The organism is Neisseria sp. P0021.S006, assembly GCF_051956895.1.
Window position 1 is genome coordinate 1 of record NZ_JBQCWZ010000027.1, and the last position, 22,095, is coordinate 22,095.

Consider the following 22,095-nt stretch of genomic DNA (forward strand, 5'->3'; position numbering starts at 1 on the left):
AGGTTTTAAAAACCTGCCGCGGTATGGGGACATACAGCTCGGACGGTAAGCCGGGTTCTGTCGCGGACAGTCATTCCTCTAGGCACATCATTGCTGGTGTGCTCAAGCAACCTACCCGAACGCTCGGCGAGCAGCGTCATCGCGTTCTGTTTGGTCTTGCTCCGAATGGGGTTTAGCCTGCTGCGCTTTGTTACCAAATGCACGGTGCGCTCTTACCGCACCTTTTCACCCTTACCTGTTTTGCCCGAAGGCAATCATCGGCGGTATTGCTTTCTGTTCCACTTTCCGTCGCGTTGCCGCGCCCGGCCGTTAGCCGGCATTCTGCTCTGTGGAGCCCGGACTTTCCTCCCCGTATGCCTTACGCGATACGCGGCGACTGTCTGTCCGACCTGTATGAGGTGCGGATTATAACACAGCCGCTATAAGGTTCAGACGGCCTAAATATTTATTTTTTCTTTTTAAATGCTATTTCGGTCAAACCCAATTCCTGTGCTTTTTTGCGGACTGCGGATTCGGGCATTTCGCGTGCCAGGCGGCTGGTGCAGTATTCGGTCATGGTGGTGGCGCAGGCTTTGAAGTTGCCGGTAAAGTCGCTGGCGGCACTTAAAAACGGGATGAGGCGGCCGGCCATGATTTCTTCGGCCGGTGCGTCTGTTTGGGCGGATACGCGTCCGGACTCGACCGCCGAGAAGATTTGTTCGGTAAAGCGTCGGACGAAGTTTGCTTCTGTTTGGCAGTCTTGGAAGGCGGTGTTTTCGTGTTGGCAGACGAGGGTAACTTCGCCTTCTGCTTCTTGCAGCGGTTCGGCCAAATCGAGTTTGAGGGTTTGCTTGTCGGTTTGCAGCCAGGCGGTGCGGCCTTGGGTTTTGATGATTTTGCCGTAAACGCCGATGGCATCGTTTTGGGGGATGTTTTTCTGTTCGGCAAGTTGCTGGGCCGAGAATAAGGGGGCTTGTTCGGCAAATGCGCCGCCGGTTTCGTGTTTGAAGTAGGCGGCGAGGTCTTGTTTGATGAGGGCTTGGGTCAACAGTTTTTCGCCTTCGGTCAGGCGGTGTGCGAAGCCGTGTGTTTTGGGGGCGGATGCGGCATCCGTGGTCTTGGCGTCCGGTGTGCAGGCGCTCAGGAGTAAAAGCAGGGGAAGGATGTATTTCATGGTTGGTCTCTCAACAGGCCGTCTGAACCTATGGTTTCAAACGGTCAGCATTGTTTATCGATAACGATAAACCCGGCGGGGATAAACGGGATAGGCCGGGTAATTGCGGACGGGTTCGCTGTCTTGATAGATGACGGTCGTCCCGGGCGGGGCGTTGATGGTCACGGTTTTGTTGACGGTGGTTTGCGCGTGGACGGGCAGGTCTAAGACGGCGGTGCGCCCGTACGGAGTTTCGGTATAAACGCACGCGCTTAGAAGCAAGGCGGCACTCAGGACGGCGGTTTTCATGTTTCAGACGGCCTTATTTGAGCAGGTTTTTTAAGGCCAGGCGCACGCCTTCGCCGACTTCCGTGCCTTTGGGAATGCCTTTGGTGGCGGCTTTGGCTTCGCGTTCGTTGTAGCCGAGGGCAAGCAGGGTGTTGATGATGTCTTGGCTTTCGTCGGCAACGGCATCAGGGGCAAACAGGCCGTCTGAAACGGTATGGGACACGAGTTTGCCGCGCAGTTCCAACACCATGCGTTCGGCGGTTTTTTTGCCGATGCCGGGGGCGGAGGAGAGGCGTTTGACGTCTTCTTCGGCGACGGCTTGCGCCAGCTCGTCGGCATTCATGGCCGACAAGATGCCCAATGCAGTTTTGGCACCGATGCCGCTGACTTTGACCAGTTGGCGGAAGGTGGCGCGCTCCTCGGCCGAGGCGAATCCAAACAGCAAATGCGCGTCTTCGCGGACGACAAGCTGGATGTAGAGATGGACGGTTTCGCCAACGGGGGGCAGGTTGTAGAAAGTCTGCATGGAAACGTCGGCTTCATAACCGACGCCGTTGACGTCGATAACGACCTGCGGCGGATTTTTCTCAATCAATTTACCTGTGAGCCTGCTGATCATGGTGTTCCCCTGTGATTAAAAAAGGCCGTCTGAAACCTTGCAATCGGGTTTCAGACGGCCTTGTATTGTATCAAACTTCAGCGCTAACGCGGACGAAATCAGATGGCGGATACCAGATTCAGATGACGGGCGCGTTCGCCTGCTTCGGCGGCACGTTCTTGGCTGCTGAACGGACCCATTTTGACAACGTATTCGTAGTTGCGTTTTTCCAGCATGACTTTGCTGTCCGACGGCAGGCTTTGTGCGGCTTGGTTCAGATAAGCCTGCGCTTCACGTTGGGTACCGAAGGATTTCAAATCAACAAAAAATTCTTTGTTGTTTGGGGAAATAATGGTTTGAGCGGCGGTTTGGCCGGGGATGATCTGCTCAACTTTGACGTTGGCCGTGCCTTGGTTGATGAAACCCAATTGTTGGGCGGCGGCGCGGGAAACATCGATGACACGGTTGCCGTGGAAAGGGCCGCGGTCGTTGACGCGGACGATGACGCTTTTGCCGTTTTGCATATTGGTCACGCGTGCGTAGCTGGGAATAGGGAGGGTTTTGTGGGCGGCGGAGAGGGCGTTCATATTGTAACGCTCGCCGCTGGAAGTTTTACGGCCGTGGAATTGGTTGCCGTACCATGAGGCTTTACCGGTTTGGCTGAAAGAGGAAACTTGGGTCAGCGGCGTGTAGCGTTTGCCGGCAACTTTGTAACTGCGGTTGGCAGAAGGATGCAGTTTTTCGACTCGAACCACGCTGTCGGCGACGGCGGCATTGATGGAAAGGACGCCGATGGTGGCGGCGGCTAAGGAAAGGAGGTTTTTTTTGGTAAAAGTCAAAACGGGTTCCGTTCTTGAGTTGATAACGCAGCGGTTTCAGACGGCCTGCTATACGCCGCCGGCAAAACCGTTTTGTCGCCATGCTTCAAACAGAATAACGGCGACGGTATTGGAAAGATTCATGCTCCTGCTGCCGGGCATCATCGGCAGGCGGATTTTTTGTCCGGCAGGCAGGCTGTCGAGAACTTCGGCAGGCAGGCCGCGCGTTTCGGGGCCAAACAGCAACACGTCGCCTTCGCGGAAGGAAACTTCGTCGGGGCGGGTAGAGCCTTTGGTGGTCAGCGCGAAAATGCGGCGGCCTTCGAGTGCCTTGAGGCAGTCTTCGAAATTCTCATGTACCGTCAGTTTGGCAAACTCGTGATAATCCAAACCCGCGCGTTTCATTTTGGACGAATCCAAAGGGAAACCAAGCGGCTTGACCAAATGCAAATCGGCACCGGTATTGGCGCACAGGCGGATGATATTGCCCGTATTAGGCGGGATTTCGGGTTGGTACAAAACTATGGTAAACATATAAATCAATCACTTATTGAGTGGCATAATGCCGAAATGTTCCATGGGTGTCAAAAACTTTAAGCTATTTTTTCATTGGCGGACGCGCCAAGCTCCAGCAAAAAATCTTACCTGCGCCTGATTTTTTCAGCGTTTTCGCCAATTCGTCCAAAGTCGAGCCGGTGGTGAAGACATCGTCAATTAACAGAATATTACACGCCTTCGGCAATTCGGCTTTGATTTTAAATGCATTCTTGATATTTCGCCGACGTTCGTCGCTTTTTAGCGTACTTTGCGGCTCGCCATGCCGTCTGAAAACCGCGTGTCGCGGCAGCAGCGTCCAGCCGTAGCGTTTTGCCAAAATATCCGTCAACGCCTCGCTTTGGTTGAATCCGCGCTTGAGCCGCCGCTCTTTGCTCAAAGGCATGGGCAGGACGAAATCGAAGTGTTCTGCCGCCAGCCAGTCCGGTGCGTTTTGGCTCATCAAATCCGCCAGCGGACGGCTCATGCCCAAGTCGGCCAAGTGTTTCAGCTCGCGTATCATGCTGCTGACGGGCGGTTCGTAATACAGCGAGGCCCACATTCTATCAAATGCGGGCGGCTTTTTCTGGCAACCGCCGCACACCGCCCCGCCCGCGACATGGCGGAAACACAAAGGACAGCTTTGTGCCGCGTCGATAAAATATTCCGTCAAATCGTTTGCGCAGCCTCGGCAAAGGCCGTCTGAAACGGAATCGTGGCATAATATGCAACGTCGCGCATTGAGCCGTTTCAAATTGCGCCACCAAGAAAGAACATTCATGCCACACTCCGCCAAAAAAGTTTATCTGATACACGGTTGGGCGGCGAACCGCCATGTATTCGACGATTTGATACCGCGCCTGCCTGCCGGTTGGGACGTCCGCGCGCTTGATTTGCCCGGACACGGCGATGCGCCTTTTACCGAGCCGTTTGATATTGCCGCCGTTGCCGAAGCTTTCGCCGGACAAATCGACACGCCGGCACACATTCTCGGCTGGTCGCTGGGCGGACTGGTTGCCCTGTATCTGACCGCGCTTTATCCTGACAAAATCCGATCGCTCTGCCTGACGGCAAGTTTTGCCCGATTGACTGCCGACACGGATTATCCGGAAGGCTTGGCACAACCTGCCTTGGGCAAGATGGTTGGCGCATTCCAGCAGGATTATGCCAAACATATTAAACAGTTTCTACAACTGCAACTGCTGCACACGCCCCATTCCGGCGAAATCTTAAACCGGGTGCTGCCCGATTTGGCGCGCTGCGGCACGCCTTCCGCCTTACAGGCCGCGCTTGAAGCGGTCAACCATGCCGATGCGCGTCCGTTGTTGCCGCTGATTCAAACGCCGTCATTGCTGGTGTTTGGACAGAAAGACGCCATTACGCCGCCGCGCATGGGCGAATATTTACACCGCCATTTGAGCAACAGCGAGCTGGTCCTTATCGACAAAGCCGCACACGCGCCCTTTTTAAGCCATGCCGACGAATTTGCCGAAATCTACCGCAATTTTGTCGAAAAGGCCGTCTGAAAAAGACTTCAACCATAAAAACAGAATATTGTCGGGCAAAGCCCGCTGACACGACCCACCATGACCGAACAAGACAAACGCTGGCAAATTCACCGCCATCTCGCCCAAGACACCGACGAGCGCCTGCAGCTGGTCCGCAATGCACCCAAACGCATCATGCTGATTGGTGCCGATGCCGACATCAGCCGCAGCCTGCTGGCCGCGCGTTATCCCGACGCCGTGTTTGAAGAATACGATCCGAATGCCGACTTTTTGAAAACCGCCGCCGCCGCGCGCAAAGGCGGTTTCTGGCAGAAGCTGACCGGCAAAACCATTCCGCAACATTGCCAAGCCCTGACCGCGCCGCTGCCTGAAGCCGCCGCCGATATGCTGTGGGCCAACCTCAGCCTCAGCCGCGCCGACGATATTTTGCCGGTATTGAAAAACTGGGCCGCCGCTTTGAAAACCGACGGATTATTGTTTTTCACGCACTTTGGCCGCGACAGTCTGACCGAGCTGACAGGCCGTCTGAACCATGAAGGCATCGAATGCGAAGCGCCCACGCTGATTGATATGCACGACTTGGGCGATATGCTCGCCGACAACGGCTTTTACGATCCGGTAACCGACACGGCCAAGCTTGAATTGAGCTATAAAAAAGCCGGGACGTTTTGGCAGGACATGGAAACCTTGGGATTGTGGAATGCGTTGAAGTTCAGCAATCCGCAAGCGGCTAAGGAATGTGTGGATAAGATTTTTGCCAACGAAGGCCGTCTGAACATCACGCTTGAAACCGTGTACGGCCATGCCGTGAAGAAATTGGTGTTGCCGCAAGGAGAGAACGTGGTGCAGTTTTTCCCGAAAAAACAGATGCAGGCCGGAAGCTGAGGGCTGCTTGGGTTTGAATGCAAAAAGGCCGTCTGAAGTTTCAGACGGCCTTTTGTTTGATTCCGAATTAAGCCTGTTTGGCCGCCCATTCGGCCGGCGTGGCGGCAACGGAAATCGACAGCGCGTGCAATTCGTTGCTTTCGAGTTGCGGCTTGAGACCGTCTTTAATCAGGCGGTGGCGGGCGAGGCGGGCTTTGCCTTCAAATGAGGAGGAAACGATTACGGCGAAGAAGTGATGGCCGTCGCCTTCGACTTCGACGTGTTCGCAAGGGGTAACGCCTTCAATCAGGGTTTTGACTTGTTCGGGTAAAAGCATGGGGGTTCCTTGGGAAATGGTTTGCTTGTAAAAGAGGGCATTATACCGAATCTTGATAAAAACAGGCCGTCTGAAAAACCAAACTTCGGGTTTCAGACGGCCTCGGTCTTTTGAAGCGTCAAATGCTTATTCGTACACTTTCAGCAGCTCGACTTCAAAAATCAAAGTCGCGTGCGGAGGAATCACGCCGCCGGCACCGTGTGCGCCGTAGCCCATTTCGGAAGGAATGGTCAGCTTGCGTTTGCCGCCTTCTTTCATGCCGCCGAAGCCTTCGTCCCAGCCTTTAATCACTTGGCCGACGCCCAGAGTGATGGTCAGCGGTTGACGGCGGTCGAGGCTGGAGTCGAATTTGGTACCGTCTTCCAACCAGCCGGTGTAATGTACGGTGATTTCTTTGCCTTTGACGGCTTCTTTGCCGTGGCCTTCTTGCAAGTCTTCAATAATCAGGCTCATGATGTTCCTTTCGGATGTATGGTGAAAATCGGCTCAAGATTACCATATTGTGCGCAATCGTGAAACAAAGCTGCCCATATGGCCGGCAGCAAAAAGGCCGTCTGAAACGGATTTTCAGACGGCCTTGTTTTATGCTAACCCTTATTTGTTGTCAGGTTGGGATTTGACATCGTGGGAGACGGGCAGCTCAGGCATGGTTCGGGCAGACTCCGGAACATTGCCGGAAAGGGCTTTCAAGAAGGCAACGATGTTTTCAGTGTCTTCCGGAGCCAGGGTTTTACCCAATTGAGCTTTCGCCATGATGTTGACGGCTTTATCCAATTCCCAAACGCTGCCGTTGTGGAAGTATGGATAGGTACGTTCAACGTTTCTCAAGCCGGGAACACGGAAGAAGAATTCGTCTTCGGCTTTTTTGGTTACGTCCGCACGGCCTTTGTCGTGTTTAGGATCGTCGATGTGTTTCCAGTAAGGACCATCCACCAAACCGAATTTTTGGAACATGGTACCGCCCAAGTTGACGCCGTTGTGACAAGCGATACAGCCGTTGTCCATAAATGCGCGTACGCCTTTGCGTTCTTGTTCGCTCAGGGCAGATACGTTGCCTTTCAGGTAGTCGTCCCAACGGGTCGGAGTCAGCAGGGTACGTTCAAACGCGCCCAATGCAGTGGTGATGTTTTTAAAGGAAACCGCGCCGTCTTCAGGGAATGCGGCTTTGAATTTTTCTTGGTATTCAGGGATACCGGCGATTTTGGCGGCGGCATCGGCTTCGGTCGCGTTGGCCATTTCAACCGGGTTGAGCAATGGGCCGCCGGCTTGTTCTTCCACATCGGCGGCACGGCCGTCCCAGAATTGGCTTCCCAACAAGGCGGCATTCAGGGCAGTCGGGGGGTTACGGGCGCCGAATTGGCTTTTGTGGCCCGCGCTGGTCGGCATGTTGTCTACGCCAGCAGTTGCCAAGTTGTGGCAGGAGTTACAGCTGACGGTGTTGCCTTTGGACAGGCGGGTTTCGTACCAAAGTTGTTGGCCGAGTTTGACCTGCTCTTCGGTAAACGGACGGATTTTTTGCATTTCGGCCGCATCAGGCAAAGGTTTGAACACGGTTTGCGCGCGTTCCAACAGGGCTTTGTCTTCGGCAGAAACATCGGCGGAATTTTGAGGGGCCGAAACAGCGGCGGTGCTTGCGGCAGCATCGGCAGCGCTCGCGGCAGAAGCCGCTTGAGGGGTTTCGGTTGTTTGAGCCGTTTTCTCGCCGCAGGCGGTCAGCGCGGCAGAAACGGCCAAAGCCAAAGCGATTTGGTGGAGTTTTAAACGTGGCATAGGAGGGTTCCTTTGTTATGCGTTTGTTATGTCATGGATTGCTGATTGCACCAGCAATATGCCAACTATAAAAGATAAGGCGGTTTTAATTTTTGTTGTAAATCAACCTTTTAAATTTGATAAATTCTGAAAATATCACTGATAGGGAAATTTATACTATGGAACTTTTTTATTATTTATTTACAATTGCTTAGATAAATTAAGGCCGTCTGAAAAAATAAAATTCAGACGGCCTTATTCAGACGGCCTTTTAGTTTTTATTGATTACGTCCGTTATTTTATTTTAAAAAATCTTAATAAATATGGGGTTATTAAAAAATAAAAATAATTTGCGTTATTAAGCATAAAGCGTTATAAATGCGTTAACAAATGAACATTTCACTTTAGAGTTTTTTATGCTGATTGCTTTATTGATTATGCTGCGCGAGGGCATCGAAGCCGCCCTGATCGTCGGCATTGTTGCCAGTTTTTTGAAACAGTCGGGACACAGCGAGCTGATGCCGAAGGTTTGGCTGGGCGTGTTTTTGGCTTCGGTCATGTGTTTGGGTATTGGTTACGGCATTCATTCCGCTACCGGCGAGATTCCGCAAAAAGAACAGGAATTGGTGGTCGGCGCCATCGGCCTGGTGGCTGTGGCGATGCTGACGTACATGATTTTGTGGATGAAGAAGGCCGCGCGTTCGATGAAACAGCATCTTCAGGATTCTGTTCAGTCGGCCTTAAACCGCGGCAGCGGCCAGGGTTGGGCCTTGGTCGGCATGGCGTTTTTGGCTGTGGCGCGCGAAGGTTTGGAGAGTGTGTTTTTCCTGCTGGCCGTGTTCCAGCAAAGCCCGACGTGGTCTATGCCGATAGGCGCGGTGTTGGGTCTGTTGGTGGCGGTTGTCATCGGTACGCTGATTTATCAGGGCGGTATGCGCCTGAACTTGGCGAAGTTTTTCCGTTGGACGGGCGCGTTTTTGATTGTGGTAGCGGCCGGTCTGTTGGCCGGTTCATTTCGCGCGCTGCATGAGGCCGGCGTATGGAATGTGATGCAGGATATTGCTTTCGACACATCGAAATATTTGCATGAAGACAGCCCTTTAGGCGTGCTGCTCGGCGGTTTCTTCGGCTATACCGACCACCCGACCGAAGGCGAAGTCCTGATTTGGCTGCTGTATCTGGTTCCCGTCATGATTTGGTTTTTGCGCGGCAGTGCGCCAGCAAAAACGTTAACTAAATAAGAAGGAAGTAAAATGAAAAAATTCAATCTGACTGCTTTGTCTGTAATGCTGGCTCTGGGTTTGACCGCGTGTCAGCCGCCTGAAGCCGAAAAAGCCGCGCCTGCCGCTTCAGGCGCATCCGCTGCCGCCAATGCCGACGGTTCGGTCAATATCGGTGTGAACGATACTGCCTGCGAACCGATGGAATTGACCGTCCCCAGCGGCCAAGTCGTGTTCAACATTAAAAACGACAGCGGCCGCAAGCTGGAATGGGAAATCCTGAAAGGCGTGATGGTGGTGGACGAGCGTGAAAACATCGCCCCGGGTTTATCCGACAAAATGACCGTTACCCTACTGCCGGGCGAATACGAAATGACTTGCGGCCTGTTGACAAATCCGCGCGGTAAGCTGATTGTTACCGACAGCGGCTTCAAAGACACTGCCAACGAAGCGGATTTGGAAAAACTGTCCCAACCGCTCGCCGACTATAAAGCTTACGTTCAAGGCGAGGTTAAAGAGCTGGTGGCGAAAACCAAAACCTTTACCGAAGCCGTTAAAGCCGGCGACATTGAAAAGGCCAAATCCCTGTTTGCCGCCACCCGCGTCCATTACGAACGTATCGAACCGATTGCCGAGCTTTTCAGCGAACTCGACCCCGTCATCGATGCGCGTGAAGACGACTTCAAAGACGGTGCGAAAGATGCCGGATTTACCGGCTTCCACCGTATCGAACACGCCCTTTGGGTAGAAAAAGACGTATCCGGCGTGAAGGAAATTGCAGCCAAACTGATGACCGATGTCGAAGCACTGCAAAAAGAAATCGACGCATTGGCGTTTCCTCCGGGTAAGGTGGTCGGCGGCGCGTCCGAACTGATTGAAGAAGTGGCCGGCAGCAAAATCAGCGGCGAAGAAGACCGTTACAGCCATACCGACTTGAGCGACTTCCAAGCCAATGTGGAAGGCTCCAAAAAAATCGTTGATTTGTTCCGTCCACTGATCGAAGCCAAAGACAAAGCGTTGTTGGAAAAAACCGATGCCAACTTCAAACAGGTTGAAGACATTTTGGCGAAATACAAAACCCCGAACGGTTTCGAGCTGTATGACAAACTGAGCGAAGAAGACCGCAAAGCCCTGCAGGCGCCAATTAATGCCTTGGCAGAAGACTTGGCCAAACTGCGCGGCATTTTGGGTTTGAAATAAGATAACGCGTTTTCAGACGGCCTTTGGATATTGAAAGGCCGTCTGAATCTTATTGTCGCCCACACAAAATATGCTTGAAAACCGACCTTACTTCACACGATTGCAATCTTTCCGTTCCCTGCCAAGGAGCAGACCATGAGCCAAAACAAACAACCGGAGCAACCCGAAAAACGAACCCTTTTCAAAACTGCCCTTGCCGCCGGCGCCATCGGCGTTGCCGGTTATTTTGCCGGTAAAAAACAAGGCGAAGCCGCCGCCGAAACCCAAAACAACCAACATTCCGAGCTGGCCTATCCGTGTTATGGCGAGCATCAGGCAGGCATCGTTACGCCACACCAGCTCTTCGGCATCATGTGTGCCTTTGATGTTACCGCCAAAGACGCCAAACAACTTGAAAACCTGTTCCGCGCCCTGACCGCCCGCATCGAATTCCTCACCCAAGGCGGCGAATACCAAGACGGCGATGACAAGCTCCCGCCTGCAGGCAGCGGCATTCTCGGCAAACAATTCCGTCCCGACGGGCTGACGGTTACCGTCGGCGTCGGCAGCAGCCTCTTTGACGACCGCTTCGGCCTCAAAGACAAAAAGCCGAAACACCTGCAGGAAATGCGCGACTTCCCCAACGACAAACTCCAAAAATCTTGGTGCGACGGCGACCTCAGCCTGCAAATTTGCGCATTCTCCCCCGAAACCTGCCAAGCCGCCCTGCGCGACATCATCAAAAACACCGCCCAGTTTGCCGTCATCCGCTGGAGCATAGACGGTTGGCTCCCTAAAGCCGAACCCGGCGCCATTGCCGCGCGCAATCTTTTAGGTTTCCGCGACGGCTCCGGCAATCCCAAAGTCGAAGATCCCAAAGTCGCCGATCAAGTCCTGTGGACGGGCGTTGCTGCCAACAGCTTGGACGAACCGGCATGGGCGAAAAACGGCAGCTATCAGGCCGTCCGCCTTATCCGCCACTTTGTCGAGTTTTGGGACCGCACCCCGATGCAGGAACAAACCGATATTTTCGGCCGGCGCAAATACAGCGGCGCGCCCATGGACGGTAAAAAAGAGGGCGACACCGCCGATTTTGCCAAAGACCCCGACGGCAAAATCACGCCCAAAGACAGCCATATGCGCCTTGCCAACCCGCGCGATCCGGAGTTCATGAAAAAACACCTGCTCTACCGCCGCGCCTTCAACTATTCGCGCGGCCTTGCCGCCAACGGCCAGCTCGATGTCGGCCTGATTTTCATCTGCTATCAGGCCAACCTTGCCGACGGCTTCATCTTCGTGCAAAACCTGCTCAACGGCGAGCCTCTGGAGGAATACATCAGCCCGTTTGGCGGCGGCTATTTCTTCGTCCTGCCGGGTGTCGAAAAAGGCAGCTTCCTCGGCAAAGAACTTTTGGGCGTATAAATCTGCCGATGGTTTAAATAGATAATAAAAAGGCCGTCTGAAACCTGATTTCCAGATTTCAGATGGCCTGTATTTTTTCTATCAAACCAAATGTTCCGCCAAGAAAGCCAATGCGTATTCGACAGCTTGCGCCCTTACTGCTTCGCGATCGCCTGGGAAAAGCGCGGTTTGCTCAAACGAGCCTTCGGGCGTGGCCAGGCCGAACCAGACTGTGCCGACCGGTTTGGCCGCGCTGCCGCCGCCGGGGCCGGCGATGCCGGAAATACTCAAGGCGTAATCTGCCTGCGCCACGGCCTTTGCGCCGCGTGCCATTTCATAGACGGTCTCGCGGCTGACCGCGCCGTGTTTCAGCAAGGTATCGGGCATGACGCCGAGGCGGTCTTGTTTGGCTTGGTTGCTGTATGTGACGAAGCTTTGATGAAACCATTGCGAGCTGCCGGAGAGGGAGGTCAGCGCACCTGCAAGCAGGCCGCCGGTGCAGGACTCGGCGCAGGTAACGGTTTGACGGCGGCTGGTCAGGTGATCGGCGATGGTTTGCAGATGGGACATGGCGGCTCCTTATGGAAATGGTGGAATGGGGCGGGCGTTTGACCCGCCGGGTTTCAGACGGCCTGAAAGCTGAAATCAGTCTTTCGGCTGAATGAGGTGGACATCACATTGTGGGAATGGGATGTTGATGTTGGCTTCGCGCAGGTTTTCAACCACTTGCTCGTTCAGGGCGAATCGGAACGGGCCGAGATTTTCTTCTTGCGTCCACGCCCAAAGGGTAATTTCGATGGCGCTGTCGCCAAGGTTGGTAATGTATACGACGGCAGGTCGTTCTTCGGTTTGAACACACAATGGATGCTCGGTTGCCGCTCTCAATACGGCGGCTTTGGCGGCTTTCAAGTCGCAGGCGTAATCGACGCCGACAACGACTTGGGCGCGGCACAGGGGCAGGGAGGAGCGGTTGGTGATGCTGTTAGTCATGACCACGCTGTTGGGTAGGACGACTTCTTCGTTGTCCGGCGTGCTCAAAGAGGTCTGCACCATTTTGATTTCTCGGACGATACCTTCAAAACCGTTGACGCGGATAAAGTCGCCGACTTTAAACGGGCGGAACAGGATAATCAGCACGCCGGCGGCGAAGTTGGACAGTTGGTCTTTCAAAGACAAAGCCACGGCCAAGCCTGCGCCACCGATCAAGGCGGTCACGGAAGTGGTCGGAATACCGAGTTTACCCAGTGCGGCGATGATGATGAGGATCAGCAGGCCGATGTTGGCGACGTTGCCGAGGAAGCTGACCAGCGTTTTATCGACTTTGGCGCGCGTCAGTGCGGTTTTCATCAGTGTCACCACGCGCGTGGTGACCCAGCGGCCGATAAAGAAGATGGCCAAGGCGGCCAGCAGGTTCGTGCCGAAAGACATGCCGGTTTGGGCGAGTTGTTCCCAACCGGAGAAGGGGGAGAGGGATTGAAGATCGAAATTCATAATTGTGTATGCGTGTGAAGTTGTTTAAAAGGTCATTGTAAAACAAGGCCGTCTGAAAAACTAATGATTTGTTTTTTCAGACGGCCTTGATGTGTTTTTAAGTTTTTCGGTTTAACGTAAAACGGTTTTGCTCCAACGGCTCACCCATTGTTTTTGTTTGGTGTTGATGTCGGCACGGTTGGGGGAATCGCTGTGTTTCGGGGTTTGGGCAAACTCGAATACTTTGGGCAGCGGCGTGTTTTTGACTGCCGGATAGACCCACATTTCGGCAGGCAGGGCTTTTTGCACTTCGCCGCTTTGCAGCCAGCTCACCAGTTTGGCTGCCAGCTCGGGTTGTTTTGCGCCTTTCAAAACGGCCGCGCCTTCAACTTGGCGGAATGTGCCACCTTTGAGGAAGAGGTTGCCGGTGGGCGGGGTGCTGTATTTGCCTTTGGAGTAGTGGACTTCGGCCGCCGGGCTGGTGGCATAGCTGACCACGAGGGGGTAGGCGCCGCCGTTTTGGGTGAAGTCGGTGTAGTAGGCTTCGCTCCAACCTTTGGCGACTTTCACGCCGTTTTGGCGCATTTGCGCCCACCATTTGAACGCGCCTTCTTCACCCATGCCGCCGATGTTGGCCAAGAGGAAGGAGAGGCCGGGCGATGATGTGGCGGGAGACGGGGTCACCAGAAGGTTTTTATATTCCGGTTTGGTCAGGTCTTGCAGGGTTTGCGGCAGAGGCAGTTTTTTCTGTTCAAACCATTTTTTGTCGTAGTTGATGGTGACATAGGCGTAATCGACGGCCAGCGCATCGGGCAGGGACGCGGTTACGGGCGCGGATTTGGGTTGGCTGGCGGCGAGGATGCCGGCGGCTTTGGCTTTGCCGATGTTGGCGTTGTCCAAACCGTAAACCGCATCGGCAATCGGGTTGGCTTTGCTCAAAATCAGCTTGTTGAGCATTTCGTTGCCACTGCCTGCCTTGATGACGGACACTTTGGCATCGTTGGCTTTTTCAAATTGCGCGATGACGGATTGGGGCAGGCTGAAGGATTTGTGCACGGCCAGACGCACTTCGGTTTGGGCGTACAGGTTTGCCGAAGCCAGCAACAGGGCGAGGGCGGACAATTTCAGTTTCATTCTCTTTCCTTTGTACGGGTAAAATACGAAATATCATAACAAAATCTGCATATCAAGGCACGATATGAATCATTCCCCCGTTTGGCTGTTTGACCTCGACAACACTTTGCACAATGCCGAAGCCGGCATTTTCTACATCATCAACCGCGCCATGACCGAATACATGGCAGGCCGTCTGAAACTTTCCGAAGAAGCCGCCTCCCACCTGCGCCAAGATTATTGGCACCGATACGGCGCGACGCTTGCCGGTTTGCAAATCCACCATCCCGAAGTCGATATCGATGAATTTTTGCGTGAAAGTCACCCGCTTAAGCAAATTTTGGCAAAGGTGGAGGGTATGGATGGAACTGATGACGTTTTAGGCCGTCTGAAAGGGCGAAAAGCCGTATTTTCCAACGGGCCTTCGTTTTATGTCCGCGCATTGGTTGAAGCATTGGGCTTGGAAGCGCATTTTGACGGCTTGTTCGGCACGGACGACTTCGGCCTGCTCTACAAACCCAATCCGCAAGCCTATCTCAACGTCTGCCGCCTGTTGGGCGTCAAACCCGAACAGTGCATTATGGTGGACGACAGCGCCGACAATCTGCACCAAGCCAAAGCCTTGGGCATGAAGACCGTTTGGTACGGCGAAAAAGCCCATCCGTTGCCATTTGCCGACGGCATAGCGAAAGATATGCAGGGTTTGCTTGAATTTTGCACAAAACTGCCGTGAAATTTTTAAAAATCAAGTACAATACACGGTATTGACGACATTTAAAAACAAGGACAACATCATGCGTAAACTCGCTTTAATCCTGACTGCCGCCGCCGTTTTGGCCGGTTGTTCTTGGGAAACCTACACCAACGAATCCGGCCGTACCGCCGTACGCCAAAAATATGCTACCGGCACGCCTATCGTTTATCAGGATGGTACTTATTCTAAAAACATGAATTACAACCAGTTCCGCCCAGAGCGCCGCGCCGTCCAATCCAATCAAGCGGAACACGCTGAACGCGGCCAAAACTGGCAAAAACCGCAATTTGCCAACCAACAGCCAGCAACCGAATAACAATATCCCCAAGGCCGTCTGAAACGGAGTGAAAAACAATCAACACTTGTTGCCCCACTTTTCAGACGGCCTCAAACAACGACAACGGAAACCGTATCATGGCTCAGACAGCTTTAAATATCGTCATCCTCGCCGCCGGCAAAGGCACGCGCATGTACTCCAAAATGCCCAAAGTGCTGCACCGCATCGGCGGCCTTCCCATGGTTGAGCGCGTTATCGACACTGCCGCCTCCCTGAATCCCCAAAACATCTGCGTCGTCATCGGCCACGGCAAAGAGCAAGTCTTGGACACCGTCAAACGCGATGTCGTTTGGGTTGAACAAACCGAACAGCTCGGTACCGGCCACGCCGTCAAAACCGCCCTGCCGCACCTTGCCGCCGAAGGCCGCACGCTGGTGTTGTACGGCGACGTCCCCCTGATTGACGCCGCCACCCTCGAAACCCTGCTCGAAGCCGCAGGCAACGAAGTCGGTCTGTTGACCGACGTGCCCAACGATCCGACAGGTTTGGGCCGCATCATCCGCGACAGCAACGGCAACGTAACCGCCATTGTCGAAGAAAAAGACGCCGATGCCGCCCAAAAAGCCGTGAAAGAAATCAATACCGGCATTTTGGTTCTGCCCAATGCCAAACTCGAAGCTTGGTTGAACAGCCTTTCCAGCAACAATGCCCAAGGCGAATACTATCTGACCGACCTCATCGCCAAAGCCGTTGCCGACGGCATCAAAGTTCATCCCGTCCAAGTGCGCGCCTCCCATCTGGCCGCCGGCGTGAACAACAAACTCCAACTGGCCGAACTCGAGCGTATTTTCCAAACCGAACAGGCGCAAGAATTGCTCAAAGCAGGCGTCACCCTGCGCGATCCAGCACGTTTTGATTTACGGGGCCGTCTGAAACACGGACAAGATGTCGTGATTGACGTCAACGTCGTCATCGAAGGCGAAGTCGAACTCGGCGACAACGTCGAAATCGGTGCCAACTGCGTGATCAAAAACGCCAAAATCGGTGCCAACACCAAAATCGCGCCATTCTCCCATTTTGAAGGTTGCGAAGTGGGCGAAAACAACCAAATCGGCCCATACGCCCGTTTGCGTCCGCAAGCCAAACTGGCCGACGACGTACACATCGGCAACTTCGTCGAAGTCAAAAATGCCTCCATCGGCAATGGTACCAAAGCCAACCACCTCACCTACATCGGTGATGCCGAGATCGGCAGCAAAACCAACTTCGGCGCCGGCACGATTATTGCTAACTACGACGGCGTGAACAAACACAAAACCGTCATTGGCGACGAAGTGCGCATCGGTTCAAACTGCGTACTGGTTGCCCCCGTTACCCTCGGCAACAAAGTGACGACAGGCGCGGGCAGCGCGATTACCCGCAACTGCGAAGACGGCAAACTCGTTCTCGCCCGTTCGCGCCAAACCGTCATCGAAGGCTGGGTGCGTCCGGAAAAAGGCGATAAGAAGTAAGGCCGGTCTTTTATTTGTTTTCAGACGGCCTTGAGAAACATAAAAGGCCGTCTGAAACCTAGATTTGCCATTTCAATGAATATAAAACGGCGTTTTCCGACTGCCGCTTTCGGGAGCCGGAGCAGCAGTCATTTTCTCAAACTTTTGATACTAAGGAACTTAATATGTGCGGTATCGTAGGTGCTATTCGCGCCAATCACAATGTAGTCGATTTTCTGACCGACGGTCTCAAACGCCTTGAATACCGAGGCTACGATTCGTCGGGTATCGCCGTCAACATGGACGGCAAAATCAAACGCGTCCGCCGTGTCGGCCGCGTGCAGCTGATGGAAGATGCGGCACGCGAAAAAGGCGTGTTCGGCCATATCGGCATCGGCCACACCCGTTGGGCAACCCACGGCGGTGTAACCGAGCCTAATGCCCACCCTCATATTTCCGGCGGCATGATCGCGGTTGTCCACAACGGCATCATCGAAAACTTTGAAGCCGAACGTGAACGCCTGAAAGCGTTGGGTTACACCTTCGAATCGCAAACCGATACTGAAGTCATCGCCCACAGCGTCAACCACGAATACACACAAAACGGCGGCAAACTGTTTGAAGCCGTCCAAGCTGCGACTGCCCGTTTCCATGGTGCATACGCCATTGCCGTTATCGCACAAGACAACCCTGAACAAATGGTTGTTGCGCGCATGGGCTGCCCGCTGTTGGTAGCCTTGGGCGACCAAGAAACCTTTATCGCTTCCGACGTATCCGCCGTGATCGCCTTTACCCGCCGCATCGCTTACTTGGAAGACGGCGACATCGCCCTGTTGAACGCAAACGGTATCGAAAAATTGCTCGATAAAACCGGTGCGCAAACCGAACGCGCGGTTAAAGTATCCGAATTGTCTCTGGCTTCTTTGGAGTTGGGCCCATACAGCCACTTCATGCAAAAAGAAATCCACGAGCAACCCCGCGCCATCGCCGATACCGCCGAAGTCTTCCTTGATGGCGGCTTCGAACCTGAAAACTTCGGCGCCAACGCCCGCGAAGTGTTCGACGATATCCACAGCATCAAAATTCTTGCTTGCGGTACGTCCTACTATGCCGCGCTGACCGCCAAATACTGGTTCGAATCCATCGCCAAAGTGCCGACCGACGTGGAAATCGCCAGCGAATACCGCTACCGCGACGTGATTGCCGATCCGAAACAATTGGTCATCACCATTTCCCAATCCGGCGAAACTTTGGACACCATGGAAGCCCTAAAATACGCGCAATCCTTGGGACACAAACACAGCCTGTCTATTTGTAACGTGATGGAATCCGCCCTGCCGCGTGAAAGCGAATTGGTACTGTACACACGCGCCGGCGCAGAAATCGGCGTTGCCTCTACCAAAGCATTCACGACCCAACTGGTTGTCCTGTTCGGCTTGGCCGTTACCTTGGGCAAACAACGTGGTCTGGTTTCCGATGAACAGGCGCGTGAATACGTTGAAGAATTGCGTCAACTGCCGGGCAGCATTCAGCACGTTCTCAACCTTGAGCCACAAATCGCCGCTTGGGCGCAAAAATTTGCCAAGAAAACCAGCGCACTCTTCTTGGGTCGCGGTATCCACTTCCCAATCGCCCTTGAAGGCGCATTGAAGCTGAAAGAGATTACCTATATCCACGCCGAAGCTTATCCTGCGGGTGAGCTGAAACACGGTCCGTTGGCCTTGGTGGACGAGAACATGCCTGTTGTCGTGATTGCCCCGAACGACAGCCTGTTGGACAAAGTGAAAGCCAATATGCAGGAAGTCGGCGCACGCGGCGGCGAACTCTTCGTCTTCGCCGACCTCGACAGCAACTTCAACGCCACCGAAGGCGTGCACGTTATCCGCGCCCCACGCCACGTCGGCGTACTCTCGCCGATTGTGCACACCATCCCCGTGCAACTCCTGTCTTACCACGCCGCCCTTGCACGCGGTACAGATGTGGACAAACCGCGCAACTTGGCTAAATCAGTAACGGTTGAATAAGTAATTGACCGGTTAAAAAAGGCCGTCTGAAACCTGAGATTTGGGTTTCAGACGGCCTTTTCATTTTAAGAATCCGATTTATTTTTCGTATTCAGAAATGTATTGTGCAACAGCAGCTTCAGGATTGCTGGCCTGAATGACTTTAGGCGCTTCTTGATAGCCACGTTTTCTCAGATTTCCTTCACGCAATTTGTTGCCTTGTAAGCCAAGTACAATGCCTACACCGAAGCCAAGTGCGCTGACAAGGCTTCCCATGGCCTGATTGTCACCGGCGATTAAATTCAAAATTATAAATACAACAAAGATTCCGATACCCAAGCCCCATATTTTTTTCACGCATGCCCAGATGCCGCCAAAGAAAAATGCAGGCCAAGACCAACCTTGTTTGACAGCTTCATATTGACCTGTCGGATTTTTGAATATTTTGTAAGTTTTCATAAAATATATTCCTTTTACGATCAAAAATTGAAAAAACAAGTGATTGTATCACGATAACATAAACGATTTGAATAATTAAGAAAACAGGCTGTCTGAAAAATCTTTCAGACGGCCTGTTGTTTTAAAGCGTTTTATTCTGCACCGACAACGACGGTGTTGAGGTCTTTGAATTTGATGCGGCGTTGCCATGCGTCGCGGACTTGTTCGACGGTCAGGCTGTTGATGGCTTTGGGGTAGGCTTCCAAGTAGTCGTTGGGTAGGTCGTAGAGGCCGATCAGGCTCAGGTAGTTGAGCAGTTTGTCGTTGGAGTCGTAGCGCAGGGGAAAGCCGCCGACGATGTTGGCTTTGGCCTGTTTCAGCTCGGCTTCGGTCGGGCCTTCGGCGATAAACTGCTCAATGACGGCTTGGGTGTCGGCCAGTGAGGCTTTGGTGTTTTTCTTTTGGGTGGAGTAGGAAACGGCAAACGTGCCTTCTTCTGTCGCCGGGGCGAGGCTGCTGTATACGCCGTAGGTGTAGCCGTGTTGGTCGCGCAAAACTTTCATGAGGCGGCTGTCGAAACCGCCGCCGCCGAGGATGTAGTTGCCGGCAACGAGGGCGTAATAGTCGGGGTCGTGGCGTTTGAAGAGGGAAGTGCCGAGCAGGACTTGTGCCTGTGTGCCGGCAAAGGGGATGTCGCGGCGTTGGGCGGTTTGTTTGGGAACGGGCGGGATGGCATGGGTTGCGGTGGCTTTGGCCGGCAGGTCTTTGAGGACGCGTTCGACCAGTTGCTCTGCCTGTTTGCGGTTGAGGTCGCCGACGATGGCGACGATGGCGTTGTCTTTGCCGTAGTGGGTGCGGTGGAAGGCGCGGATGTCGTCCAGACTAACTTGTTTAAGGCTGTCGACGGTTATGTTTGCGCCACTGCCGTAAGGGTGATTCGGGTAGATGAGCTTGGTCAGTTCGCGCGTAGCGGTGTAGTCGGGGGTGGTTTCCTGTTGTTGCAAGCCGGTAATGGATTGGATTTGACGGCGGCGGAAAACGGCTTCGTCAAAGCGCGGACGGGTCAGCGAGTGGTTGAGCAAGTTGGCGGCTTTGTCGCGGATGTCGGCTTTGCTGAGGCTGCGGAAGCCTGCGGATGCGCTCTCGGCATTGCTGTCGCTGCTGATTTGTGCGCCGATGTTGTCGGCTTCGGCATTGAAGGCTTCTTCGTCCAGCTCTTGGGTGCCGTCGGTCAGGAGAGCGGCGGTAAATTCGGCAACTTGGCTTTTTCCGTCCGGATTGGCGATGCTGCCTGCGCCCTTGAAGCTGACTTCAAGGTCGATGATGGGGTTTTCGTGGCGTTCGACAAGGAGGATTTGGGTGCCGTCGCGGTTGCGCCAACGCTGGATGTCGGTGGCGGCTTGGATGCTTAAGGGCAGGAGTAGGGCAAGGGCGAGCAGGGTGGGTTTCATGTTGTGGCTTTCTGTTAAGGCCGTCTGAAAGGGTATGGGCTTTCAGACGGCCTGATGTTTATCGGCGTTTGGCAGCTTTTTTGCTTGGCGCGGCGGCAGGTTTTTGCGGCTCGATGATGACGGTGCTCATGCGCTCGTCGGTCAACATTCGGGCGGCGGCCTGTACTTCTTGTGCGCTGACTGCCTGTAAGCGGCGGTGGATTTCTTGTTCGTCGGTATATTGGAAACCGCGCGCTTCGAGGCGGCCCATCATGGAGGCTTGGGAAGACATGGAGTCTTTGGCGTAGATTTCGCTGACCGCTGCCTGGGTTTTGACGCGCTGCAATTCTTCTTCGGAAACGCCGTGGTCGGCAATGTCTTTGATTTCTTGGCGCAGCTGGGCAATCAAAGTATCGGTTTTCACGCCTTCGGCAGGCATGGCCATCACGCTGAACAGCGGAATTTCACGGCTGATGATGTCGTAATGCGTTCCTGCGTTCAATGCGGTTTGCTTGCCACGCACGAGGTTTTTATCAAAACGGCTGGACGCGTTGCCTGCCAAAATATCGGAGAGGATGTCGAGGGCGAAAGGCATCGTGTCATCGAGTTTTTGGAGTTTCGGTACACGGAAGTTGATGGCAATCAGCGGCTGGTGTGTAACCGGAGAAGTGGCTTTGACCGTAACAGGCTTGCGCAAATAGGGTTCGGTATGGAGTTTGTTGCGCGGCGGCTGGGCTTTGGCGGGAATATCGCTAAAGAGTTTGGCGGCCGTCTGAAGCGTTTGTTTGGCATCGACATCGCCGACAATGACCAATACAGCATTGTTGGGCGCGTAATATTGTTTGTACCACGTGCGCAGGTCATCGGCTTTGAGGGTGTGCAAATCTTTCATGTAGCCGATGACGGAGGCGCGCATGGACGGTTGGGTAAAGGCGGCAAGATAGGCTTGTTCCCACATTTTGCCGTCGGCTGTGTCTTCCGTGCGTTGGCGGCGTTCTTCGCGGATGACGTTCATCTCGTTGAGGAATTCTTTGTCACTGAAGTTGAGGTTGTGCATTCGGTCTGCCTCGAGCTTCAGGATCTCAGGCAGGTTGGCGGCGGCGACGTTTTCGTAATACACCGTTTCATTTCGGTTGGTATAGGCATTGTTTTGTCCGCCCAGCTCGGACACGCGGCGGTTGAATTCGCCGGAGGGAACGTCTTTCGTGCCTTTAAACATCATGTGTTCCAAAGCGTGGCTCAGGCCGCTTTTGCCCGGTTTCTCATCCACGCTGCCGATTTTGTACCAAATTTGCGAAACGGCCACAGGCGCGCGGTGGTCTTCTTTGACGATGATTTTCAGACCGTTGGGCAGGGTTTCAGAAAGCGTCTGCGCCCATGAGGCGGCAGGCAGCGTGAAGGCAAGCATTAAAGCAATTCGGCGTAACATGGTTCAATCCGTAAAATGAAAATCAATCGCCAAAGTATAGCGGAAAATCTGCAAAGATAGGCC

General features: G+C 53.8%; 24 protein-coding genes and 1 other RNA gene. 9 read left to right on the forward strand and 16 right to left on the reverse strand.

The window, feature by feature from the left end; translation table 11 throughout:
• Positions 1-30: 30 nt before the first annotated feature.
• The 7 genes from rnpB to ACTHUM_RS07315 all read right to left on the reverse strand — a co-directional run bounded on the left by rnpB (position 31) and on the right by ACTHUM_RS07315 (position 4,151).
• Positions 31-392: RNase P RNA component class A (gene rnpB, locus ACTHUM_RS07285), an RNA gene on the reverse strand.
• Between the two features lie 53 nt (positions 393-445).
• A complete protein-coding gene (locus ACTHUM_RS07290; protein WP_049344923.1) occupies positions 446-1,153 on the reverse strand; it encodes a hypothetical protein in 708 nt (235 codons plus the stop codon).
• 54 nt (positions 1,154-1,207) lie between these two features.
• Positions 1,208-1,441 (reverse strand): hypothetical protein, encoded by a 234-nt coding sequence (locus tag ACTHUM_RS07295; RefSeq protein WP_049322987.1) that lies wholly within the window; start codon positions 1,439-1,441, stop codon positions 1,208-1,210.
• 13 nt (positions 1,442-1,454) lie between these two features.
• Entirely contained in the window at positions 1,455-2,039 is a 585-nt protein-coding gene (ruvA, locus tag ACTHUM_RS07300) for a Holliday junction branch migration protein RuvA (RefSeq protein WP_049344922.1), read from the reverse strand.
• Positions 2,040-2,137: 98 nt separating this feature from the next.
• Positions 2,138-2,857 carry a septal ring lytic transglycosylase RlpA family protein gene (locus tag ACTHUM_RS07305; RefSeq protein WP_150540554.1) on the reverse strand — a complete coding sequence of 240 codons (720 nt, stop codon included), beginning with the start codon at positions 2,855-2,857 and terminating at the stop codon, positions 2,138-2,140.
• A 48-nt stretch (positions 2,858-2,905) separates the two neighbouring features.
• A complete protein-coding gene (gene trmL, locus ACTHUM_RS07310) occupies positions 2,906-3,370 on the reverse strand; it encodes a tRNA (uridine(34)/cytosine(34)/5-carboxymethylaminomethyluridine(34)-2'-O)-methyltransferase TrmL (RefSeq protein ID WP_049335654.1) in 465 nt (154 codons plus the stop codon).
• A gap of 64 nt (positions 3,371-3,434) precedes the next feature.
• On the reverse strand, positions 3,435-4,151 hold the full coding sequence (locus ACTHUM_RS07315; RefSeq protein ID WP_440361241.1) for a ComF family protein: 717 nt from the start codon (positions 4,149-4,151) through the stop codon (positions 3,435-3,437).
• Here ACTHUM_RS07315 and bioH point away from each other — a divergent pair.
• Positions 4,150-4,896: a pimeloyl-ACP methyl ester esterase BioH gene (gene bioH, locus ACTHUM_RS07320; RefSeq protein WP_308538594.1), complete on the forward strand. Its 747-nt coding sequence runs from the start codon at positions 4,150-4,152 to the stop codon at positions 4,894-4,896. The two genes, ACTHUM_RS07315 and bioH, sit on opposite strands and share 2 nt — an antisense overlap.
• 60 nt (positions 4,897-4,956) lie before the next feature.
• Complete coding sequence (locus ACTHUM_RS07325) at positions 4,957-5,763, forward strand: methyltransferase (RefSeq protein ID WP_049322981.1); 807 nt, start codon at positions 4,957-4,959, stop codon at positions 5,761-5,763.
• Between the two features lie 67 nt (positions 5,764-5,830).
• On the opposite strand, the gene ACTHUM_RS07330 is transcribed toward ACTHUM_RS07325, so the two are convergent.
• The 3 genes from ACTHUM_RS07330 to ACTHUM_RS07340 all read right to left on the reverse strand — a co-directional run bounded on the left by ACTHUM_RS07330 (position 5,831) and on the right by ACTHUM_RS07340 (position 7,849).
• Positions 5,831-6,079, reverse strand: coding sequence for a BolA family protein (locus ACTHUM_RS07330; protein WP_003686612.1), 249 nt, complete (start codon positions 6,077-6,079; stop codon positions 5,831-5,833).
• A gap of 126 nt (positions 6,080-6,205) precedes the next feature.
• On the reverse strand, positions 6,206-6,535 hold the full coding sequence (locus tag ACTHUM_RS07335) for an FKBP-type peptidyl-prolyl cis-trans isomerase (RefSeq protein WP_094192864.1): 330 nt from the start codon (positions 6,533-6,535) through the stop codon (positions 6,206-6,208).
• A gap of 138 nt (positions 6,536-6,673) precedes the next feature.
• A complete protein-coding gene (locus tag ACTHUM_RS07340) occupies positions 6,674-7,849 on the reverse strand; it encodes a cytochrome-c peroxidase (RefSeq protein ID WP_049333127.1) in 1,176 nt (391 codons plus the stop codon).
• A 395-nt stretch (positions 7,850-8,244) separates the two neighbouring features.
• On the opposite strand from ACTHUM_RS07340, the gene efeU reads away from it, so the two are divergent.
• The 3 genes from efeU (at position 8,245) to efeB (ending at position 11,649) form a co-directional block, all read left to right on the forward strand.
• Positions 8,245-9,069, forward strand: a complete 825-nt coding sequence (gene efeU, locus ACTHUM_RS07345) for an iron uptake transporter permease EfeU (protein WP_036492490.1) — start codon at positions 8,245-8,247, stop codon at positions 9,067-9,069.
• Between the two features lie 12 nt (positions 9,070-9,081).
• Positions 9,082-10,248: an iron uptake system protein EfeO gene (gene efeO / locus ACTHUM_RS07350; RefSeq protein ID WP_049335642.1), complete on the forward strand. Its 1,167-nt coding sequence runs from the start codon at positions 9,082-9,084 to the stop codon at positions 10,246-10,248.
• A 135-nt stretch (positions 10,249-10,383) separates the two neighbouring features.
• The gene (gene efeB, locus ACTHUM_RS07355; protein WP_128582165.1) at positions 10,384-11,649 is read left to right on the forward strand and encodes an iron uptake transporter deferrochelatase/peroxidase subunit; all 1,266 of its coding nucleotides are present in this window, start codon (positions 10,384-10,386) and stop codon (positions 11,647-11,649) included.
• Positions 11,650-11,730: 81 nt separating this feature from the next.
• On the opposite strand, the gene ACTHUM_RS07360 is transcribed toward efeB, so the two are convergent.
• The 3 genes from ACTHUM_RS07360 to ACTHUM_RS07370 all read right to left on the reverse strand — a co-directional run bounded on the left by ACTHUM_RS07360 (position 11,731) and on the right by ACTHUM_RS07370 (position 14,232).
• Positions 11,731-12,198 (reverse strand): CinA family protein, encoded by a 468-nt coding sequence (locus ACTHUM_RS07360; RefSeq protein ID WP_296183990.1) that lies wholly within the window; start codon positions 12,196-12,198, stop codon positions 11,731-11,733.
• 75 nt (positions 12,199-12,273) lie between these two features.
• The gene (locus tag ACTHUM_RS07365) at positions 12,274-13,119 is read right to left on the reverse strand and encodes a mechanosensitive ion channel family protein (protein ID WP_440361240.1); all 846 of its coding nucleotides are present in this window, start codon (positions 13,117-13,119) and stop codon (positions 12,274-12,276) included.
• A gap of 111 nt (positions 13,120-13,230) precedes the next feature.
• Positions 13,231-14,232: a thiamine ABC transporter substrate-binding protein gene (locus tag ACTHUM_RS07370; RefSeq protein WP_440361239.1), complete on the reverse strand. Its 1,002-nt coding sequence runs from the start codon at positions 14,230-14,232 to the stop codon at positions 13,231-13,233.
• A 64-nt stretch (positions 14,233-14,296) separates the two neighbouring features.
• On the opposite strand from ACTHUM_RS07370, the gene ACTHUM_RS07375 reads away from it, so the two are divergent.
• From ACTHUM_RS07375 to glmS, 4 genes are all read left to right on the forward strand, one after another.
• Positions 14,297-14,944, forward strand: a complete 648-nt coding sequence (locus tag ACTHUM_RS07375) for a pyrimidine 5'-nucleotidase (RefSeq protein ID WP_049333140.1) — start codon at positions 14,297-14,299, stop codon at positions 14,942-14,944.
• Between the two features lie 61 nt (positions 14,945-15,005).
• On the forward strand, positions 15,006-15,281 hold the full coding sequence (locus tag ACTHUM_RS07380) for a membrane lipoprotein lipid attachment site-containing protein (protein WP_039861930.1): 276 nt from the start codon (positions 15,006-15,008) through the stop codon (positions 15,279-15,281).
• A gap of 98 nt (positions 15,282-15,379) precedes the next feature.
• Positions 15,380-16,753 carry a bifunctional UDP-N-acetylglucosamine diphosphorylase/glucosamine-1-phosphate N-acetyltransferase GlmU gene (gene glmU / locus ACTHUM_RS07385; RefSeq protein ID WP_440361238.1) on the forward strand — a complete coding sequence of 458 codons (1,374 nt, stop codon included), beginning with the start codon at positions 15,380-15,382 and terminating at the stop codon, positions 16,751-16,753.
• Positions 16,754-16,917: 164 nt separating this feature from the next.
• Positions 16,918-18,756, forward strand: a complete 1,839-nt coding sequence (gene glmS / locus ACTHUM_RS07390) for a glutamine--fructose-6-phosphate transaminase (isomerizing) (RefSeq protein WP_070624839.1) — start codon at positions 16,918-16,920, stop codon at positions 18,754-18,756.
• A gap of 78 nt (positions 18,757-18,834) precedes the next feature.
• On the opposite strand, the gene ACTHUM_RS07395 is transcribed toward glmS, so the two are convergent.
• The 3 genes from ACTHUM_RS07395 to ACTHUM_RS07405 all read right to left on the reverse strand — a co-directional run bounded on the left by ACTHUM_RS07395 (position 18,835) and on the right by ACTHUM_RS07405 (position 22,032).
• On the reverse strand, positions 18,835-19,194 hold the full coding sequence (locus tag ACTHUM_RS07395) for a DUF2628 domain-containing protein (protein WP_004519228.1): 360 nt from the start codon (positions 19,192-19,194) through the stop codon (positions 18,835-18,837).
• A gap of 131 nt (positions 19,195-19,325) precedes the next feature.
• Positions 19,326-20,624 carry a M16 family metallopeptidase gene (locus ACTHUM_RS07400; RefSeq protein ID WP_070695219.1) on the reverse strand — a complete coding sequence of 433 codons (1,299 nt, stop codon included), beginning with the start codon at positions 20,622-20,624 and terminating at the stop codon, positions 19,326-19,328.
• Positions 20,625-20,682: 58 nt separating this feature from the next.
• The gene (locus tag ACTHUM_RS07405; protein ID WP_049335628.1) at positions 20,683-22,032 is read right to left on the reverse strand and encodes a M16 family metallopeptidase; all 1,350 of its coding nucleotides are present in this window, start codon (positions 22,030-22,032) and stop codon (positions 20,683-20,685) included.
• Between the last annotated feature and the right edge of the window lie 63 nt (positions 22,033-22,095).

Bases quoted from the DNA above. Each gene is read 5' to 3' on its own strand.
- ACTHUM_RS07290 (WP_049344923.1), bottom strand. From the start codon at position 1,153: ATGAAATACATCCTTCCCCTGCTTTTACTCCTGAGCGCCTGCACACCG.
- ACTHUM_RS07295 (WP_049322987.1), bottom strand. From the start codon at position 1,441: ATGAAAACCGCCGTCCTGAGTGCCGCCTTGCTTCTAAGCGCGTGCGTT.
- ruvA (WP_049344922.1), bottom strand. From the start codon at position 2,039: ATGATCAGCAGGCTCACAGGTAAATTGATTGAGAAAAATCCGCCGCAG.
- trmL (WP_049335654.1), bottom strand. From the start codon at position 3,370: ATGTTTACCATAGTTTTGTACCAACCCGAAATCCCGCCTAATACGGGC.
- bioH (WP_308538594.1), top strand. From the start codon at position 4,150: ATGCCACACTCCGCCAAAAAAGTTTATCTGATACACGGTTGGGCGGCG.
- ACTHUM_RS07315 (WP_440361241.1), bottom strand. From the start codon at position 4,151: ATGAATGTTCTTTCTTGGTGGCGCAATTTGAAACGGCTCAATGCGCGA.
- ACTHUM_RS07325 (WP_049322981.1), top strand. From the start codon at position 4,957: ATGACCGAACAAGACAAACGCTGGCAAATTCACCGCCATCTCGCCCAA.
- ACTHUM_RS07330 (WP_003686612.1), bottom strand. From the start codon at position 6,079: ATGCTTTTACCCGAACAAGTCAAAACCCTGATTGAAGGCGTTACCCCT.
- ACTHUM_RS07340 (WP_049333127.1), bottom strand. From the start codon at position 7,849: ATGCCACGTTTAAAACTCCACCAAATCGCTTTGGCTTTGGCCGTTTCT.
- efeU (WP_036492490.1), top strand. From the start codon at position 8,245: ATGCTGATTGCTTTATTGATTATGCTGCGCGAGGGCATCGAAGCCGCC.
- efeO (WP_049335642.1), top strand. From the start codon at position 9,082: ATGAAAAAATTCAATCTGACTGCTTTGTCTGTAATGCTGGCTCTGGGT.
- efeB (WP_128582165.1), top strand. From the start codon at position 10,384: ATGAGCCAAAACAAACAACCGGAGCAACCCGAAAAACGAACCCTTTTC.
- ACTHUM_RS07360 (WP_296183990.1), bottom strand. From the start codon at position 12,198: ATGTCCCATCTGCAAACCATCGCCGATCACCTGACCAGCCGCCGTCAA.
- ACTHUM_RS07365 (WP_440361240.1), bottom strand. From the start codon at position 13,119: ATGAATTTCGATCTTCAATCCCTCTCCCCCTTCTCCGGTTGGGAACAA.
- ACTHUM_RS07370 (WP_440361239.1), bottom strand. From the start codon at position 14,232: ATGAAACTGAAATTGTCCGCCCTCGCCCTGTTGCTGGCTTCGGCAAAC.
- ACTHUM_RS07375 (WP_049333140.1), top strand. From the start codon at position 14,297: ATGAATCATTCCCCCGTTTGGCTGTTTGACCTCGACAACACTTTGCAC.
- ACTHUM_RS07380 (WP_039861930.1), top strand. From the start codon at position 15,006: ATGCGTAAACTCGCTTTAATCCTGACTGCCGCCGCCGTTTTGGCCGGT.
- glmU (WP_440361238.1), top strand. From the start codon at position 15,380: ATGGCTCAGACAGCTTTAAATATCGTCATCCTCGCCGCCGGCAAAGGC.
- glmS (WP_070624839.1), top strand. From the start codon at position 16,918: ATGTGCGGTATCGTAGGTGCTATTCGCGCCAATCACAATGTAGTCGAT.
- ACTHUM_RS07395 (WP_004519228.1), bottom strand. From the start codon at position 19,194: ATGAAAACTTACAAAATATTCAAAAATCCGACAGGTCAATATGAAGCT.
- ACTHUM_RS07400 (WP_070695219.1), bottom strand. From the start codon at position 20,624: ATGAAACCCACCCTGCTCGCCCTTGCCCTACTCCTGCCCTTAAGCATC.
- ACTHUM_RS07405 (WP_049335628.1), bottom strand. From the start codon at position 22,032: ATGTTACGCCGAATTGCTTTAATGCTTGCCTTCACGCTGCCTGCCGCC.